The 16,070-nt window shown below is 60.8% G+C and carries 18 protein-coding genes; 11 read left to right on the forward strand and 7 right to left on the reverse strand.

The features are described from left to right. Position 1: 1 nt before the first annotated feature. The 4 genes from HJC04_RS12525 to HJC04_RS12540 all read left to right on the forward strand — a co-directional run bounded on the left by HJC04_RS12525 (position 2) and on the right by HJC04_RS12540 (position 4,935). Entirely contained in the window at positions 2-1,000 is a 999-nt protein-coding gene (locus tag HJC04_RS12525; protein ID WP_210629748.1) for an ABC transporter ATP-binding protein, read from the forward strand. An 82-nt stretch (positions 1,001-1,082) separates the two neighbouring features. Then, on the forward strand, positions 1,083-2,564 hold the full coding sequence (locus tag HJC04_RS12530) for a mannitol dehydrogenase family protein (RefSeq protein WP_210629749.1): 1,482 nt from the start codon (positions 1,083-1,085) through the stop codon (positions 2,562-2,564). Between the two features lie 98 nt (positions 2,565-2,662). Then, positions 2,663-3,352: an HAD family hydrolase gene (locus HJC04_RS12535; RefSeq protein ID WP_221146345.1), complete on the forward strand. Its 690-nt coding sequence runs from the start codon at positions 2,663-2,665 to the stop codon at positions 3,350-3,352. Continuing rightward, positions 3,352-4,935 (forward strand): FGGY-family carbohydrate kinase, encoded by a 1,584-nt coding sequence (locus HJC04_RS12540; RefSeq protein WP_221146346.1) that lies wholly within the window; start codon positions 3,352-3,354, stop codon positions 4,933-4,935. Before HJC04_RS12535 ends, HJC04_RS12540 begins: the two co-directional genes overlap by 1 nt. A 10-nt stretch (positions 4,936-4,945) precedes the next feature. On the opposite strand, the gene HJC04_RS12545 is transcribed toward HJC04_RS12540, so the two are convergent. Continuing rightward, positions 4,946-5,800 (reverse strand): MurR/RpiR family transcriptional regulator, encoded by an 855-nt coding sequence (locus tag HJC04_RS12545; RefSeq protein ID WP_011426888.1) that lies wholly within the window; start codon positions 5,798-5,800, stop codon positions 4,946-4,948. A 230-nt stretch (positions 5,801-6,030) separates the two neighbouring features. Here HJC04_RS12545 and HJC04_RS12550 point away from each other — a divergent pair, with 230 nt between their 5' ends. Beyond that, positions 6,031-6,744, forward strand: a complete 714-nt coding sequence (locus tag HJC04_RS12550) for a sulfate transporter family protein (protein ID WP_210629752.1) — start codon at positions 6,031-6,033, stop codon at positions 6,742-6,744. 3 nt (positions 6,745-6,747) lie between these two features. On the opposite strand, the gene HJC04_RS12555 is transcribed toward HJC04_RS12550, so the two are convergent. Further along, positions 6,748-7,173, reverse strand: a complete 426-nt coding sequence (locus HJC04_RS12555) for a VOC family protein (RefSeq protein WP_210629753.1) — start codon at positions 7,171-7,173, stop codon at positions 6,748-6,750. Between the two features lie 78 nt (positions 7,174-7,251). Here HJC04_RS12555 and HJC04_RS12560 point away from each other — a divergent pair, with 78 nt between their 5' ends. After that, positions 7,252-7,830, forward strand: a complete 579-nt coding sequence (locus HJC04_RS12560; protein ID WP_210629754.1) for a TetR family transcriptional regulator — start codon at positions 7,252-7,254, stop codon at positions 7,828-7,830. Here HJC04_RS12560 and nth read toward each other — a convergent pair. Beyond that, entirely contained in the window at positions 7,795-8,592 is a 798-nt protein-coding gene (nth, locus tag HJC04_RS12565) for an endonuclease III (RefSeq protein WP_210629755.1), read from the reverse strand. The two genes, HJC04_RS12560 and nth, sit on opposite strands and share 36 nt — an antisense overlap. On the opposite strand from nth, the gene HJC04_RS12570 reads away from it, so the two are divergent. Together HJC04_RS12570 and HJC04_RS12575 are read left to right on the forward strand one after the other, a co-directional pair. After that, positions 8,591-9,088 carry a DUF2244 domain-containing protein gene (locus HJC04_RS12570; protein ID WP_221146348.1) on the forward strand — a complete coding sequence of 166 codons (498 nt, stop codon included), beginning with the start codon at positions 8,591-8,593 and terminating at the stop codon, positions 9,086-9,088. The genes nth and HJC04_RS12570 overlap by 2 nt on opposite strands. Positions 9,089-9,167: 79 nt before the next feature. Further along, positions 9,168-10,040 (forward strand): bifunctional helix-turn-helix domain-containing protein/methylated-DNA--[protein]-cysteine S-methyltransferase, encoded by an 873-nt coding sequence (locus tag HJC04_RS12575; RefSeq protein ID WP_210629757.1) that lies wholly within the window; start codon positions 9,168-9,170, stop codon positions 10,038-10,040. 65 nt (positions 10,041-10,105) lie between these two features. Here HJC04_RS12575 and HJC04_RS12580 read toward each other — a convergent pair whose 3' ends face one another. Further along, the gene (locus tag HJC04_RS12580) at positions 10,106-11,089 is read right to left on the reverse strand and encodes a sugar-binding transcriptional regulator (RefSeq protein ID WP_210629758.1); all 984 of its coding nucleotides are present in this window, start codon (positions 11,087-11,089) and stop codon (positions 10,106-10,108) included. A gap of 427 nt (positions 11,090-11,516) precedes the next feature. Between HJC04_RS12580 and tal the strand changes: the two genes are divergently transcribed. Both tal and HJC04_RS12590 read left to right on the forward strand, forming a co-directional pair. Beyond that, positions 11,517-12,482 carry a transaldolase gene (gene tal, locus HJC04_RS12585; protein ID WP_210629759.1) on the forward strand — a complete coding sequence of 322 codons (966 nt, stop codon included), beginning with the start codon at positions 11,517-11,519 and terminating at the stop codon, positions 12,480-12,482. 92 nt (positions 12,483-12,574) lie between these two features. Continuing rightward, the gene (locus tag HJC04_RS12590) at positions 12,575-13,249 is read left to right on the forward strand and encodes a DUF1345 domain-containing protein (RefSeq protein ID WP_210629760.1); all 675 of its coding nucleotides are present in this window, start codon (positions 12,575-12,577) and stop codon (positions 13,247-13,249) included. Here the strand turns inward: HJC04_RS12590 and HJC04_RS12595 are convergent. From HJC04_RS12595 to HJC04_RS12605, 3 genes are all read right to left on the reverse strand, one after another. Beyond that, positions 13,246-14,043, reverse strand: coding sequence for an anti-sigma factor (locus HJC04_RS12595; protein ID WP_221124196.1), 798 nt, complete (start codon positions 14,041-14,043; stop codon positions 13,246-13,248). The genes HJC04_RS12590 and HJC04_RS12595 overlap by 4 nt on opposite strands. Next, positions 14,040-14,783: a sigma-70 family RNA polymerase sigma factor gene (locus HJC04_RS12600; protein ID WP_221124197.1), complete on the reverse strand. Its 744-nt coding sequence runs from the start codon at positions 14,781-14,783 to the stop codon at positions 14,040-14,042. Before HJC04_RS12600 ends, HJC04_RS12595 begins: the two co-directional genes overlap by 4 nt. A gap of 92 nt (positions 14,784-14,875) precedes the next feature. Next, a complete protein-coding gene (locus tag HJC04_RS12605; RefSeq protein WP_221146350.1) occupies positions 14,876-15,094 on the reverse strand; it encodes a hypothetical protein in 219 nt (72 codons plus the stop codon). Here HJC04_RS12605 and HJC04_RS12610 point away from each other — a divergent pair. After that, positions 15,084-16,058 carry an MBL fold metallo-hydrolase gene (locus tag HJC04_RS12610; RefSeq protein WP_221122967.1) on the forward strand — a complete coding sequence of 325 codons (975 nt, stop codon included), beginning with the start codon at positions 15,084-15,086 and terminating at the stop codon, positions 16,056-16,058. The two genes, HJC04_RS12605 and HJC04_RS12610, sit on opposite strands and share 11 nt — an antisense overlap. Positions 16,059-16,070 lie beyond the last annotated feature (12 nt).

Consider the following 16,070-nt stretch of genomic DNA (forward strand, 5'->3'; position numbering starts at 1 on the left):
CATGGGCAGCATTACCCTTCAGAAGGTTTCCAAGGTCTTCGGCGAAGCCAAGGTCATCCCTTCGATCGATCTCGATATCAACGACGGCGAATTCGTCGTCTTCGTCGGTCCGTCCGGCTGCGGCAAGTCCACCCTGCTCAGGCTGATCGCCGGCCTCGAGGACGTCTCCGGAGGCAAGATCGTCATCGACGGCAAGGACGCCACCGAAAAAGCGCCGTCCGAGCGTGGCCTTGCCATGGTGTTCCAATCCTATGCGCTCTATCCGCATATGAGCGTGCGCAACAACATCGCCTTCCCGCTGAAGATGGCAGGCGTCGACAAGGCGGAGATCGACCGCAAGGTGACGGATGCCGCGCGGGTGCTCAATCTCACGGACTATCTGGAGCGAAAGCCGCGCCAGCTTTCCGGCGGTCAGCGCCAGCGCGTCGCGATCGGCCGCGCCATCGTGCGCCAGCCTTCGGCCTTCCTGTTCGACGAGCCGCTGTCGAACCTTGACGCCGCTCTGCGCGTCAACATGCGCCTCGAAATCAGCGAACTGCATCAGCAGCTGAAGACGACGATGATCTATGTCACCCATGACCAGGTCGAGGCCATGACCATGGCCGACAAAATCGTCGTGCTCAATAGGGGCAATATCGAGCAGGTCGGCTCGCCGCTCGAACTGTACAGCCGCCCGCGCAACCTTTTCGTCGCCGGCTTCATCGGTTCGCCGAAGATGAATTTCATCAAGGGTCAGAATGCTGCCGTGCTTGGCGCGCATACGATCGGCATCCGCCCCGAACACATGCTGCTGTCGATGGAGAGCGGCGACTGGAAGGGCAGGGTCGTGGTCGCCGAGCATCTCGGCTCCGATACGTTCCTGCATATCGATGTCGAGGGGATCGGCATGGTGACGGCGCGCGGCAGCGGCGATTTCGCCGCCAAGGCGGGCGATATGGTCTATCTGACGCCGGATCGTTCGCGCATTCATAAATTCAACGAGGGCGGCCTTGCCATCTGAGCAGGCGGCCGGGTGGGGGCAGGCATGCGAGCCGGGCGATGGCGCCCGGCCGTCTCGGCAAGACCTTCAAGAGGACTGAAACATGACGTGCAAACTATCGCTGGCAACGCTTTCGGACGCGGCGCGCACTGCCGCCATCCCTTCCTATGAGAGGGCGTCGCTGAATGCCGGCATCATGCACTTCGGCGTCGGCAATTTCCACCGCGCCCATCAGGCGATCTATCTCGACGATCTCTTCAACCACGGCGTCGATCACGACTGGGCAATTGTCGGTGCCGGCGTTCTGCCATCGGATGCCGCCATGCGCGAGAAGCTTGCGGCGCAGGATTTCCTGACGACGGTGGTGGAGCAGGACAACAACAAAACGGCGGCGCGAGTGACCGCCCCGATGATCGATATTCTGCCGGTGGGCGATCCCGCCGCCATCATCGCCAGGCTTGCCGATCCTGAGATCCGCATCGTCTCGCTGACGATCACCGAGGGCGGTTATTTCATCGATGCGTCAGGCACGTTCAATCCGGCCCATCCTGCTATCGCCGCCGACGGACAAAATCCCGGTGCTCCGAAGACGGTCTTCGGTCTGATCGTTGCCGGCCTGAAGGCGCGCAAGGACAAGGGCATCGGGCCCTTCACCGTGATGTCCTGCGACAACATTCCTCATAACGGCGTCGTCACCGCCAATGCCGTGATCGGCACAGCCGCCCTTTCGGATGCCGCCCTTGCCGACTGGATCAGGGCTAACGTCGCCTTCCCAAACGCGATGGTCGATCGCATTACGCCGGCGACCGGCCAGCGGGAGATCGATTTCCTCAGGGACAATTTCGGCATCGAGGATAACTGGCCGGTTTATTGCGAAGAATTCAAGCAGTGGGTGCTCGAAGACAAGTTCACGGCTGGCCGCCCGGCCCTGGAAAAGGTTGGCGTCACCTTCGTTCCCGATGTCACGCCTTACGAGCATATGAAGATCCGCATCCTGAATGGCGGACATGCCGCGATCGCCTATCCAGCGGCGCTGATGGACATTTATTTCGTGCATGATGCGATGGAAGATCCGCTGATCCGGGCTTTCCTGGCCAAGCTTGAGAAGGACGAGATCATTCCGATCGTACCGCCGGTGCCGAATACCTCGCTGACGGATTATTTTGCTCTCATCGAGCATCGGCTTCTCAATCCGAAGATCGCGGACACCATCCCGCGTCTGGCGCAGGACGGCTCGAACCGCCAGCCGAAGTTCATCCTGCCGTCGACGCTCGACAATCTGCGCCAGAGCAGGGACGTCATCGGCCTGGCGCTGGTCTCGGCGCTCTGGTGCCGTTATTTCGCCGGCAAGACCGACAGCGGCAAGGATATCGTCTTCAACGACGCCAGCGCCGAGCGCCTGCACGCGGCGGCCCTGAAGGCAAAGGACGATCCGTCGGCCTTCCTTGCCTTTGATGATATTTTCGGCGAGGTGGCGAAATCGGACCTTTTCCGAAGACGGTTCGCTCATGCTCTTAAAACCTTGTGGGAAAAGGGTACGCGGGAAACGCTGCAGCTCTATCTCGACGACAAGCTCGCAATGTAAGGGAATGCGGATGGCGACATCGGCTGGCGCCATCCATCCCGCTTTGCGGGCGAAGCGGCATGATCACGAGTCTGAATTGAAGTCAGGTTGGGTCTTTCATGGCTGATGCTGAACCACGGCTGGTCATTTTCGATTGCGACGGGGTGCTCGTCGACAGCGAGCCGATCTCGATCAGCGTACTCGTCCGGGCGATGAGCGATCTCGGCGTTTCGATCACCGAAGACCAGGCCTATGAGCGTTTTCTCGGTCGCAGCCTGGCAACCCTCATCGATACGCTTGAAACCGAGTTCAATATTCACGCCGGCGAAGAATTCCTCGAGCGCATCCGCACCGATCTCTACGCGCGGTTCCGCACCGAGCTGAAGCCGATCGGCGGCATTGCGGCGACGATCGACGGGCTCGGCATTCCCTGCTGTGTCGCTTCATCAAGCCAGATGGAGCGAATCCGGCTGTCGCTGTCCGTCACCGGACTTCTCGACAGGCTCCCCGACATTTTCAGCGCGACGATGGTCAAGCGCGGCAAACCGGCGCCCGATCTCTTCCTCCACGCGGCGCGACAGATGCATGTCGAGCCGGGATCCTGCCTTGTCATCGAGGACAGTCCGGCCGGAATTGCCGCCGCCAAGGCGGCGGGCATGACGGTCTTTGCCTTCACCGGCGGATCGCATGCGAATTTCGCCGGATACCGGGCCGAACTCGACCGGCTTTCGCCTGATGTGGTGTTTGACGCCATGCCGGATTTGATACACCTTGTCCGCAACCATAAGCTGGACGGGACCGAGATTTGATGCGTGATCATGTGGTTGCGGTGGATGTCGGCACCGGCAGCGCGCGCGCCGGCGTCTTCGATGCCAGCGGCCGTCTGCTGGCCAAGGCGGAACATCCCATCGTCATGAACCGGCCGCGTGAAAACCACGCCGAGCACGATTCCGAAGATATCTGGTCGGCCGCCTGCACCGCGGTGCGCAGGGCGATGGACCAATCCGGTATCGCCGCCGCCTCGGTCGGAGCAATCGGCTTCGACGCGACTTGTTCGCTCGTCGTCCGCGATGTCGAAGGCCGGCAGATCAGTGTATCCACCAGCGGCGAGCAGCGTTTCGACACCATCGTGTGGCTCGATCATCGGGCGCTGAAGGAAGCCGACTTCTGCACGGCGACGGAGCACAGGGTGCTCGAACATTCCGGGCACGTCATGTCGCCGGAAATGGAAATGCCGAAGCTGATGTGGTTGAAGAAGAAGCTGCCGGCGACATGGGAAAAGACGGGCTATTTCTTCGATCTTGCCGATTTCATGACCTGGAAATCGACGGGATCGACTGCCCGTTCTCGCTGCACGCTGACGGCAAAATGGAACTATCTCGCCCATCTCGAAAAGGGATGGCAGCAGGATTTTCTGCAGCGGATCGGGCTCGACGATCTTCAGGCCCGCGGCGGGCTACCGGATGAGACTGTGCCGGTCGGCGGCAGTATAGGCCGGCTGACGGCTGATGCGGCCGAGGCGCTGGGGCTGACCACGGAGTGCCATGTCTCGGCGGGAATGATCGACGCCTATGCCGGCGCGCTCGGGGCGCTCGGCGGTTATGCCGCCGATCCTGTAACACGTGAGCTTAAGCTGGCACTGATCGCCGGCACGTCGAGCTGCATCGTCGCCTTCTCGCAGGAGTGTAAGCCGAGCCACGGCATGTGGGGGCCTTATTATGAGGTTGTCTTCCCGCAGTCCTGGCTGGTGGAGGCGGGGCAATCTGCGACCGGTGCGCTGCTCGACCATATCGTGCGCATGCATGCGGCCGGCGGCGAGCCGACGGCGGCGCTGCACCAGAAGATCGTCGCGCGCATCGCCGAATTGCGGGCAGAGGAGGGCAACGCTTTCGGCGAGCGCATTTTTGTGCTGCCAGACTTTCACGGCAATCGCTCGCCGCTTGCCGATCCGCATGCCGTCGGTGTGATCAGCGGGCTGACGCTCGACACCTCCTTCGACGGGCTCTGCGCGCTCTACTGGCGGTCTGCAGTCGCGATCGCTCTCGGGATCCGCCATATCCTGGAGACGATGAAGGAATATGGCCAGGTGCCCGATACGCTGCATATCGCGGGCGGACACGTGAAGAACCCGGTGCTGATGGAGCTTTATAGCGACGCCACCGGCTGCAAGGTCGTGGTGCCGAAGATGAACGAGGCGGTGCTGCTCGGCACGGCGATTGCGGCATCCGTCGCCTGCGGCCTGCACGAGAATTTGGCGGCAGCCGGCGAAGCGATGTATCCGGGTGGCGACGAACGGCTTCCAGACAAGGCAAAACAGGCGCTTTACGACCGCGACTATCGCCGTCTTCTGGCCATGCACCGGCACCGCGCCGAACTGGAAGCGATGTTCTGAAAGCTCACATCTAGTGGTTCGCGGTTTCACCGAGGACGGTCGCAAATTCCAGCATGCGGCGGCGGCGGAGGGCTGCCTCCTCTCCGACTTCGAGAATGACGGATTCGGACAGGCAATCGAGCAGCGCAATCAGCGGCGGAAGATTGTCGAGATCAGGGGCGCGTGCCGGCGGCAAGGACAGCATGACGTTTGACTGATCCGCCATCCAGTCTGCTTGCTGCGGCGAAATTAGCACGACCTTGTAGCCGTAGCGCCGCGCGGTTCTGGCAAGCAGCCGCGCCTTGGCGAAACGGCGGCAATCGATGATGACGAGCAAAGCGTCGTCCACGGCCTGCCGGGCGAAGAGTTCGGCAAAACGGTTGTCGGTGGCATCGAGCGTGCGGACGCCATCGCGGGCCTGCGTCAGCCGCTGGCAGAAGTGATTGGCAAGGCTTGCGAGCCGCGCATGGGTGGCGATCGATACTTCGCGGGCCGTGCTGATCAGGCGGACGGCTTCGGCCCAAAGCGGCTGCGCCGTCAGATGATAGATGTGATGCAGGGCCTGGATCTGCTCGGCAACCAGCACGGCAAGCGGCTTGCCCTCCGCGGCGTCCGCATGCAGCTCGCTCATGGCGCTCTGCAATTGCGCCGGCGATGTCGTCACGGTCTCGCGAATTTCCACTTTGACGCTGTCCAAACCCTGGTAGCCGAGCGCGCGCAGGAAGCGCCCAACGGTCATCGGCGAGAGGTCCAGCCTGTCGGCGACAGATGCTGCCGTCTCAAACGGCAGGTCGTTGAGGTGCTCGGAGAAATATTTCGCGATGCGACGCTCGGCCGGTGTGCCGCTTTTTACGTATTGCCTGAGTTTGTGCACAAAGTCTTCCACATCAGCCTCCCCGTATTTCCTCAGAGGCGTTCCGTGGATGCGCTAACGCGACCCTTTGTCTTTGCAACTATTTTCGGAAGCTGCTTCTCAGGCTCGTATTTCTGCGTCCGATAATATTATATTCGTTCTAATATTGCGACAAGTTTCTATTAAAGCATGCAATTTTATTCTCTCTTGTCGGTAGCATTCGCCTTTCCTACATCTTCTGCGTAACCGGAGACGCTGAAGAAATGATTCTTGATGCCGCACGCCTTTCGCTCGCCAATCTGTTCGCGCCGGAGACACGCTCGGTCTTCTGGAAAGTGCTCGGCCTGACGCTTCTCGTCCTCGTCGGCCTCTGGTTCGCGCTACGCGGGGCCTTCATGGCCTTTCTCTTTCCCTGGCTCACCAGCTTCTTTCCCGAGATGCCGGACTGGGCGGGGTGGTTCGCGCTGGTTTTCGCGATCTTCGCCGGGATCGGCCTTGCGCTCGTGCTGGCGCTGCTGCTTTCGCCTGTGACGGCGCTGATCGCAGGCCTTTTCCTCGACGATGTCGCCGACGTTATCGAAAAACGTGACTATCCCGGCGACGCGCCGGGTGCCGCAATGCCGCTCGGCCCGGCGATGGCGAGCTCGATCAAATTTCTCGGGGTTGTGATCCTTGGCAATATCGTGGCGTTGTTGCTACTGTTCGTTCCCGGCGTCAATCTGGTCGCGTTCTTTCTGGTGAACGGCTACCTGCTCGGACGGGAATTCTTCGAATTCGCCGCCATGCGCTTCCGTCCGCCTCATGAGGCACGGCTCTTCCGCACCAAACATGCGCCGACGGTCTTTCTCGGCGGGCTGGTGATCGCCCTCTTTCTGGCGATCCCGGTGGTCAACCTGCTGACGCCCCTCTTCGCGGCGGGTATGATGGTGCATCTGCACAAGCTGATTTCCGCAAAGGACGCCGGTTTCCGCGCCTGAGGCTCAGCCAGGTAATTCAGATGTCTCGTACATTGCCGCGAATTCGGCGCTCGGCGGGATCGGCTTGATGATGTCGATCAGCACGCCGTTCGGATCGGCGGTGATAAAATGCCGCTGGCCGAAATCCTCGTCGCGGATCTCCTGCAGGATCGGAAGGTTTGCGCTACGGCAAGCAGCGTAGACCGCATCGACATCGGCAACCTCGAAATTGAGGAGCAGTCCGGACACTTTGCCCCGAGCCGCAGCCGGAATGGTTTCGTGGTTGCCATCGAGAACGGCGAGAGCGACATGCTTCTCCTCTTCCGACTGCAGATGTACGTACCAGTTGCTCTCGAACACTGCCCTGAAGCCGAAATGCGCGCAATAGAAGCGGGCGGAACCGGCGACGTCGTCGGTCATGATGACAGGGTAATAGCTCGTTGATTTCATCCCTTTCCTCCTTGGATGCATACAGCCTGTATGTTTTTTGTTCTTAACATACAGGCTGTTTGTATGTAAATGGGAGAAATGAGCCGCAGCAATCGCCAAAGAACGGAACAGACAAAAAAGGCGCTGATCGATGCCGGACGACGCCTCTTCGTCGAAAAGGGGTATGCCGAAACGGCGACGCCGGAGATCGCAGCGGCGGCGGGTATGACGCGCGGAGCGCTCTATCATCATTTCGAGGACAAGAAGGCGCTGTTTCGCGCGGTCGTCGAAGCCGAGGCGCGCGCAGTTGCCGAAGCGATCGCGGCATCTTCGACACCCGATGATACGCCGCGCGACGCGCTGACTGCGGGCGCTGCGGCCTATTTCAATGCGATGATGGCAGAGGGCCGCACGCGGCTGCTGCTGATCGAAGCGCCCGCCGTTCTTGGTCTGGCGGCGACTCAGGCGATCGATGCTGACAATGCCGAAACGACCTTGCGGGCAGGACTTGCAGCCATGTTTCCGAGAGCCGGCGCTGCGCTCGAGCCTCTGGCATTGCTGCTATCGGCGGCCTTCGACCGCGCTGCGCTGGCGATCGAAGCGGGTGCCGAACGGCGGAGTTACGAGCAGGCAATCGCTGCTTTACTCGACGGCCTCGCCAATCACCTGCGGCGGTAGCTCGACGAGTGGGGCCGGCACGTCCGAGCTCTTCTCCGACGATTTGCAAATGTCGGCGATGACGCAGCACTCGCATTCGGGTCGGCGTGCCTTGCAGGTGTAACGCCCGTGGAGGATCAGCCAGTGATGGGCGTGATAGAGGTAGTGTTTCGGCACCACTTTCATCAATCGCGCTTCGACTTCATCCGGTGTCTTGCCGGGAGCAAGCCTGATGCGATTGGCGATCCGGAAGATGTGCGTGTCGACGGCCATGGTGGCCTGGCCAAAGGCCATGGACAGCACGACATTGGCAGTTTTGCGGCCGACGCCAGGCAGGCGAACCAGTTCCTCACGCGTTTCCGGCACCTTGCCGGCGAAGTCGTCGACCAGCATTTGCGAGAGCGCGATGACGTTTTTCGCCTTGTTGCGGTAAAGGCCGATCGTCTTGATGTAATTGCGAAGCTTGTCCTCGCCGAGATCGAGCATTTTCTGCGGCGTATCGGCCACCTTGAAGAGCGCCCGCGTCGCCTTGTTGACACCGGCATCGGTGGCCTGGGCGGAGAGAGCCACCGCCACGACAAGGGTGAAAGGGTTGGTGTGCTCCAGCTCGCCCCGCGGCTCGGGCCGCTGCACCGAAAAGCGACGGAAGATTTCCTCGCGTTCAGCCGGCGAATAGGCGGTTTTGACCGCCGCCGCCGGTTTGCGGCGGGTGATCATGTTCGTGCCTTGCGGCAGGGATTTGAGTTTCGGATTCGCCATAGAAACTCTATACTCAGCGGTCATGATGGAAAGCAACGCCAACAGCTCCAACGAGCAGCCTGTTTTCGCCGCCGAGCTCTTCCCCCACCGGTCGCTCGGCCGCCGGGGCTTCAAGGTGCTGCTCATTCTGTCCGGCGCCGTATGCTTCCTCTACGGGATGTTCTTCATCGCCAGCGGCGCCTGGCCGATCGGCTTCTTCTTCGGATTGGATTTCGCGCTTCTTTACGGCGCCTTCTGGCTGAATTACCGCTCCGGACGGGTGCGCGAACAAGTCACCGTGTCGCGCACGGACGTATCGGTGCGCAAGGTTGCCCCATCGGGGCGGATCGTGGAGCATCATTTCAACCCGTTCTGGGCGCGGTTCCTCGTCCGAAGGCACCAGGAGATCGGCATCCTCTCCATGCATATTTTCGGCGAGGGCCGGCGCACGGATATCGGCTCCTTCCTCAATCCTGACGACCGCGAAAGTTTCGCCAAGGCCTTCAAAGGCGCGCTCGCCACGGTCAAACACCGTATCTGAGCCTATCAGGCGAGCGCGCAAGAATCGGGTGGTTTACGCTCCGCCTATTGATTATCTCCTTGTTACAAGGAGAAAGACCATGGATATGATCGCGAACCTGCAGACCGACATCACGCCTGACGGCCCTGATTATGATATCGTCCGTCGGGTCATCGAACTCATCACCGAGGATTATCGCGATCAGCCGTCGCTGGAGGCGATCGCCGCTAGGCTCAACCAGTCGCCGACGCAATTGCAGAAGACCTTCACCCGCTGGGCTGGCCTCTCGCCGAAAGGTTTCCTGCAGGCGGTGACGCTCGACCACGCCAAGCGGCTGCTGCGCAAGGAAGACATGCCGTTGCTCGAGACGTCGATCGAAGTCGGCCTCTCCGGGCCGAGCCGCCTGCATGACCTTTTCGTGACCCATGAGGCGATGTCACCCGGCGAATGGAAGGCAAAAGGCGGCGGCCTCTCCATCCGCTACGGCTTCCACATCTGCCCCTTCGGCGTGGCGCTGATCATGGTGACCGATCGCGGTCTTGCCGGCCTTGCCTTCAGCGATTCCGGCGGTGAAAGGGCTTGCCTCGAGGACATGACCGGCCGCTGGCCGAATGCCGAATACATCGAAGATCTGCAGGCGACGATGCCCTATGCCGCCCGCATCTTCCAACCCGGAAAATGGTCTTCCGAGCAGCCGCTCCGCGTCGTACTGATCGGCACGGACTTCCAGGTGCGCGTCTGGCAGAGCCTCATGAAGATACCGTTCGGCAAGGCGGTCACCTATTCCGACATCGCCAACGATATCGGCCGGCCGACGGCGCAGCGCGCTGTCGGCGCGGCGGTGGGCGCAAATCCGATCTCCTTCGTGGTGCCTTGCCACCGGGCGCTCGGCAAGAACGGGGCGTTGACGGGTTACCACTGGGGCCTCACACGCAAACGGGCGATGCTCGGCTGGGAATCGGCGCATGCGTAAAGCATGCCTTGCTAAAAAGCACGGCATGAGGCGCGGCAAGCCGACCTGAAAGATCACGGCGCGCTTCAGGCCTGTTCGGCCAGATCAAGCAATGCTCGCGCCGCACCTTCATCGGTGATCAGCGTATTGCAGCCGATGCGCTTGATCGTGGCGCGGATGGCGGTGGCCCGGTGGGCGCCGCCGGAGGAAAGCACGATGTGCTTGGCCTCTTTCAACATATCGAGGTCGACGGACATCACGCGCTGGTTGATCGAGTGGTCGACCGAATTGCCGTCCCTGTCGAGGAAGTTGAACATGGTGTCGCAGACGCAGCCGGCATTGATCAGCTCGCGCAACTCGGCCTTCGATATCCAGCCTTCCGATAGCGAGGTCGAGTGCGGCCCGATATCACCGCAGCTGACGATCGCGAGATCGAGGTTCTCGGCGAGACGGTAAATCGTGTCCAACCCGCATTTGTCGATCAGATTGCGTTTGGTTTCGATGGAATCGACGAGAAGCGGCGCCAGGAACATGTAACATTCGGCGCCGAGCTGATTGGCCAGCCGCCAGGTGTAATCGATCGGGTTCGTCTGGTGCACGGCAACGATGCCGCCGAGCAGCGAAACGACCTTGCAATTGGCGCGGCGTGGCGGCCGGAAGCTCGCCAGCGAAGCGGTCATGGTGCGGCCCCAGCCGACGCCGATTGTATAGTCGTCGGGGATGGCTTCGGAGAGGAACTGGCCAAGCGCCAAGCCGACATTCTTTGCCAGCGAATCGACATCGCAATGAACCGGCGCAGGCACGACGATCGCCTCGTCAAGGCCATAGGCGCGCTCCAGCTTGACGGACAGCTCGACGCATTCGCCGATCGAATCGTTGATCCAGATCTGGACTTCGCTGCGTTTCATCGACTCGTCGAGCAGGCGGATCACCGTTGTCCGGCTGATGCCGAGCTGTTCGGCGACGTCTTTCTGGGTCAGGCCTTCATTGTAATAGAGCCATGCGGCCCTCAGCCGCAGCGAGGACGCTTCCGAATAGGCGGTATGGGTGCCGCGTTTGAGCTTGACCACGTCTCCTCCCGCAGGATTTTCGCCCTAAGTCCCTTGTGGGACGAAAGGCTGCGCCTGTGCGTTTGTCGCCGGGATAATGACGGGTGTGACACTTATGTCAATCGGAATGCACAAATGTCCTTGACTTTTCCTTGCGCGAACGGCGATAGTCCTCGCGACACGAAGTCGTCCCTGTCCCGTTCGAGGAGGACATAGTGCGGGCATGCCGAAAGTCACGATCGGTCTCCGAGCCGCAGGCGACCCCGCTTGTGTTCGAGGAGCCGTTCGACTGCATCAGGAACATGGCCAGTGTGCTTCACGTTTATGAATCATCCGTGACGGTTGCGCCTGTCCTTCACCGCTGGATGCAGGCCGTTTGTCCCCAAATCACCTTTGCCGGGCGGAACGCGCCGGCCCCGCAGCCCAAGTTCAACAAGGATTATTGACCATGACATCCAAGCTTGACCAACTTCGCGAGATTACCACCGTCGTCGCGGATACCGGCGACATCGAGGCTGTCGCGCGCCTGAAGCCTGTGGATTGCACGACCAATCCGAGCATCGTGCTGAAGGCATTGGGTACGCCGATGTTTGCCGACGCCATCAAGGAAGCCGTCGCCTGGGGCAAGAAGCAGGGCGGCAATCCGGAAGCGGTCTCCTCGGCCGTCGCCGATCGCCTCGCGATATCCGTCGGCGCCGCGCTGGTGAAGCTCGTCCCGGGCCGCGTCTCGACCGAGGTCGACGCCGATCTCTCCTTCGATACCGAGGCTTCGCTTGCCAAGGCACGTTCGATCATCGCCGCCTACAAGGACCGCGGCATCGATCGGGACCGCATCCTCATCAAGCTCGCTTCCACCTGGGAAGGCATTCGTGCCGCGGAAGTGCTGCAGAAGGAAGGCATCGACTGCAATCTGACGCTTCTGTTCAGCAAGGCCCAGGCGATTGCTTGCGCCGATGCCAAGGTGTTCCTGATCTCCCCCTTCGTCGGCCGCATCCTCGACTGGTACAAGAAGTCGACCGGCAAGGACTACACCGCCGAGGAAGATCCGGGCGTCATCTCCGTTCGCGAGATCTACAATTACTACAAGGCGAACGATATCAAGACGATCGTCATGGGTGCCTCCTTCCGCAACGCCGGCGAGATCGAAGCCCTTGCCGGCTGCGACCGGCTGACCATCAGCCCGGCGCTGCTCGACGAACTTTCCAAGGATGACGGCAAACTGGAGCGCAAGCTCTCGCCGGAAAGCCGCAAACCCGATGCCAAGGTCTCGGTCGACGAAAAGACCTTCCGCTGGATGATGAACGAGGACGCGATGGCGACGGAAAAGCTCGCCGAAGGCATCCGCGCCTTCGCCAAAGACCTGACGACGCTGCGCACCATGGTGCAGAAGGAACTGCAGCTCGCCGCCGCGTGATAGAGCACCTCAAGGATCGAAGGCGCGGATGCCGGCTGGCAACCGCGCCTTTTTCATGCTCTTATCAATGACATATGCTGTCGGAGACCGATATGGCGGAGGAGGAACCGGCAAGTTCGCCTGTGGCACTTGCACTTGCCCGCAAGCACGCAAGCTTCATCATCGCCGCTGTTGCTGGACTGGTGGTCTTCTTGGCTGTCACCTCGCGGGAGGTCAGCGCCGGCAATATCCTGTTCGGCTGGAATATCAGCGCCATTGTTTTTGTCGCGCTCAGCTGGCGCAAGATGCTGCGGGCGACGGTCGAAACGATCCGGAAACGCTCCGCCGATCTCGATTTTTCGGATACCGTTTTGCTGTCCCTTTCGATCGGCGCTGCGCTTGCGAGCATCGCCGGCATCGGCACCGAGCTTCATTCGATCAAGGAGGCGCCACCTGACGTCGCGCTGACGCGGGCGGGTGCCGCGGTGCTGACGATCCTGATCTCCTGGATTTTTCTGCATACGCTTTTCACCATCCACTATGCCCATTACTTTTATGGCGGGGCGGACGAAGAGAGCGGCCTCAAATTTCCCGACGGAATCGAAGAGCCCGGCTATTGGGACTTCCTCTATTTCTCCTTCACCATCGGCGTTGCCGCGCAGACCGCGGATGTCGGGGTCAGTTCGACCAGCATGCGCAAGCTAACATTGCTGCATGCCGTGCTGTCGTTCCTGTTCAACACGACGATCCTGGCGCTGGCGATCAATGTCGGCGCAAGCCTGCTTTAACCCCTTGCCGCCTTCCTGAAGAGCGCCTCGAACTCGGCCAGATCGCCGGCGGCGACATCTGAAATCGCTGAGAAAACGAGCCCGCCATCCGACCATTGCTCCATATTGTAGCCGTCATGCACGGCTGTCGTCTCTGCGGCCGATCCTGCGGGCCAAACGAACAGGTTGATGACATGGCCGTGGCGCCGATAGACGAGGGCCGCAACGGCGCGACCACCGAGATAGTCGACCCGCCCGCCGATCAGTGGAAAGCCGTCCTTGGATAGGTCGCTGACCGGCGGTGAAAAATCGAGCTTGCCGTTGAACCACGGTTTTACCGTATGCTGATCCGAGGTCAGCACGTCGGTCAGATGGTCGGCCATCATCGACCTGATATGGCTTGAAAGGATCTGTTCCTGCAGAAGCGCGGTCTGAGACGGTGCGTTGACGAACAGGAAGGCGCCGACCGCCAATGCCGCGAGTGAAGGAACGAAGCTCCATTGCCGGAAGAAAACCAGGGCGCGGCGCCATCCGGCCACCCGGCGTGGCAACGGCAGGCCGGATGTTGTCGCCTGTTCAAACGACAGCATCGACAGGACATGTGAACGCAGCGCTTCGGGCGGCCGCCATTTGACGCCATCTTGATCGATGATCTCTCTCACGGCCTGAACCCTTTCCACCTCCGCTCTGCAATCCGTACAGGCAGCAAGATGATCCTCGAATTGTGCCGCGTGGTCTGAATCGAGTTCGCCATCGACAAAGCCATGCAGCATGACACGCCATTCCGGGCAGCCTTTTTGGTGCGTGTCGCTCATCCTGCAATCTCGCCTTTGTCGCATGCGTGCCAGGCTTCACCAAATTCATGCCGCGCCCTTGCAAGCCTCGACATGACAGTGCCGATCGGCGCGTCGATGATTTCGGCGATCTGCCGGTAGGAGAGATCCTCAAGCTCCCGCAAGACGAGGATTTCCCGCATTGCCTCGGGGAGCCGACTAATGACAGCGCGCACGCGCTGCTGTTCACTTCGCCGGATCGTCGCCGCCTCTGGCGAATCCTCCTCCGAGGCGATCTCGTTCTCACCTGTTTCATCGTCGTCGCCATCACTCAGATGCCGCTCGAACCGCGCCTTGCGGCGATCCTGCTGGCGCCAGGCATGGCAACAGTTTCTCACGATGGCAAAGAGCCAGGCGCGCGGATCGCCACCGCGATAGCTATCGAAGTTGCGGAAGGCACGCAGGAATGCATCCTGGACGATATCTTGCGCCGCATCCGCGTCGCGGCTGAGGAAGCGGGCAAAATTATAGGCAGCGTCAAGGTGCGGAACGATCAAGTTCTGAAAGCGCTGCATGAGTTCACGCTGCGCGCTCACATCGGCCGCCGAAGCAACCTGCTCGCCGCTCGACTTTTCCGAGACCATAGGGTGGAACAACCGCGCTGCGCTGTCGAGAAGCAAGGCCAGCGGCGATGGTCGAAGACGGTCCTTCCAATGTCGCCACGCCAACGGCAACCACTCGTTTGATCCGATGGGATTGGTGATCTGAGCGTCTGTCATCATCCTCCCCTGCCTCAATAGTAGCCGAATTTAAAAGCGAGATCCTCAGGCATGGAGTGCGGTCCCTTGCCGTCTAGACCGACCGGCACGCGGTTTTATTCCAACCGAAGCCAATTTATTGGCACGTGGCCGGACAGCCGGCCGGGGCGATAGAAATGACGATGTCTTTTCAAGCGCTTGAACAAACGACGCTCGAGATCGGGAATAAGCGCGTCCGGCTGGCGATCTAGTTCATCAGCGAGGGAATCCGAATAATTGCGGTCTTCGCCAGCTGAAATCTCATCGACAAGAGGAGGCATATCCATGTTTAACATGTCACGTCGCGCCGTCCTTGGATCGGCTGCCGCGGCAGCTGCATTCGGGCTGTCGTCGAAGCTCGAATTCGTCGGGCCGGCGCTCGCCGCAACAACGCTGGAGCCGACCGTCGGCTTCTACAAATATCAGGTCGGCGATGTCGAGGTCACGGCGGTCTACGACGGAATCTGGAAAAAACCGCATGACCCGACCTTCATCAAGAATGCCTCGATCGAGGATACCAAGGAAGCGCTTTTCAAGGCAGGGCTTACGACCGAATTCATGCCGATCCCGCTGACGGTGGTCGTCCTGAAACTCGGCAACCGGCTGATCATGATGGACGCCGGCTCGGGCGTCGGTCAATGGCAGGCAAATGCCACACATCTGCCGGCGAATATGGCAGCCGCCGGCATCGATTATAAGAGGATCGACACGATCATGCTCTCGCATTTCCACCCGGATCACGTCTGGGGATTGATGGAAAAGGGAACGAACGATCCCGTCTTTCCGAACGCCGAACTCATCGTCAATGCCATCGAATATAACTGGTGGACGGAGCCCGGCCGGGTCGAGAAGCTTGCCGAAGGCCGCAGGCCGGCCGGCAAGCGCATCGCCGAGGTCTTTCCGAAATGGAAGAACTGGAAACTGGTGGACGAGGGTGCCGAGGTTGCGCCCGGCGTTCGGCTTCTTGCTGCGCCAGGCCATACACCGGGTCATTCGACCTATCTTGTCGCCTCCGGCAGCAAGCAACTGCTTGTCTCGGCCGATATCATGTACGTGCCGGCGCTGCTTGCGCCGCACCCCGACTGGCAGGGCAGTTATGATCAGGATGGGCCGGCGGCCATCGACACCCGCCGCCGTCTCATCGACCGCATCATTGCCGACAATATCGCCATTTGCGGCTCGCATTTCCCCTTCCCCGGCTCGGGCACCTTCGTCAAGGACGGAAGCGCCTATGGCTTTACGCCGACAGTCCAGGCCTGAAAGGCCGAATGG

The sequence above is a fragment of the Rhizobium sp. NLR8a genome (genome assembly GCF_019685235.1).
Classification (GTDB): domain Bacteria; phylum Pseudomonadota; class Alphaproteobacteria; order Rhizobiales; family Rhizobiaceae; genus Rhizobium.

Coding starts and splice junctions, on each gene's coding strand:
- HJC04_RS12525 (WP_210629748.1), top strand. CDS start 2: ATGGGCAGCATTACCCTTCAGAAGGTTTCCAAGGTCTTCGGCGAAGCC.
- HJC04_RS12530 (WP_210629749.1), top strand. CDS start 1,083: ATGACGTGCAAACTATCGCTGGCAACGCTTTCGGACGCGGCGCGCACT.
- HJC04_RS12535 (WP_221146345.1), top strand. CDS start 2,663: ATGGCTGATGCTGAACCACGGCTGGTCATTTTCGATTGCGACGGGGTG.
- HJC04_RS12540 (WP_221146346.1), top strand. CDS start 3,352: ATGCGTGATCATGTGGTTGCGGTGGATGTCGGCACCGGCAGCGCGCGC.
- HJC04_RS12550 (WP_210629752.1), top strand. CDS start 6,031: ATGATTCTTGATGCCGCACGCCTTTCGCTCGCCAATCTGTTCGCGCCG.
- HJC04_RS12555 (WP_210629753.1), bottom strand. CDS start 7,173: ATGAAATCAACGAGCTATTACCCTGTCATCATGACCGACGACGTCGCC.
- HJC04_RS12560 (WP_210629754.1), top strand. CDS start 7,252: ATGAGCCGCAGCAATCGCCAAAGAACGGAACAGACAAAAAAGGCGCTG.
- HJC04_RS12570 (WP_221146348.1), top strand. CDS start 8,591: ATGATGGAAAGCAACGCCAACAGCTCCAACGAGCAGCCTGTTTTCGCC.
- nth (WP_210629755.1), bottom strand. CDS start 8,592: ATGACCGCTGAGTATAGAGTTTCTATGGCGAATCCGAAACTCAAATCC.
- HJC04_RS12575 (WP_210629757.1), top strand. CDS start 9,168: ATGGATATGATCGCGAACCTGCAGACCGACATCACGCCTGACGGCCCT.
- tal (WP_210629759.1), top strand. CDS start 11,517: ATGACATCCAAGCTTGACCAACTTCGCGAGATTACCACCGTCGTCGCG.
- HJC04_RS12590 (WP_210629760.1), top strand. CDS start 12,575: ATGGCGGAGGAGGAACCGGCAAGTTCGCCTGTGGCACTTGCACTTGCC.
- HJC04_RS12595 (WP_221124196.1), bottom strand. CDS start 14,043: ATGAGCGACACGCACCAAAAAGGCTGCCCGGAATGGCGTGTCATGCTG.
- HJC04_RS12600 (WP_221124197.1), bottom strand. CDS start 14,783: ATGATGACAGACGCTCAGATCACCAATCCCATCGGATCAAACGAGTGG.
- HJC04_RS12610 (WP_221122967.1), top strand. CDS start 15,084: ATGTTTAACATGTCACGTCGCGCCGTCCTTGGATCGGCTGCCGCGGCA.
- HJC04_RS12605 (WP_221146350.1), bottom strand. CDS start 15,094: ATGTTAAACATGGATATGCCTCCTCTTGTCGATGAGATTTCAGCTGGC.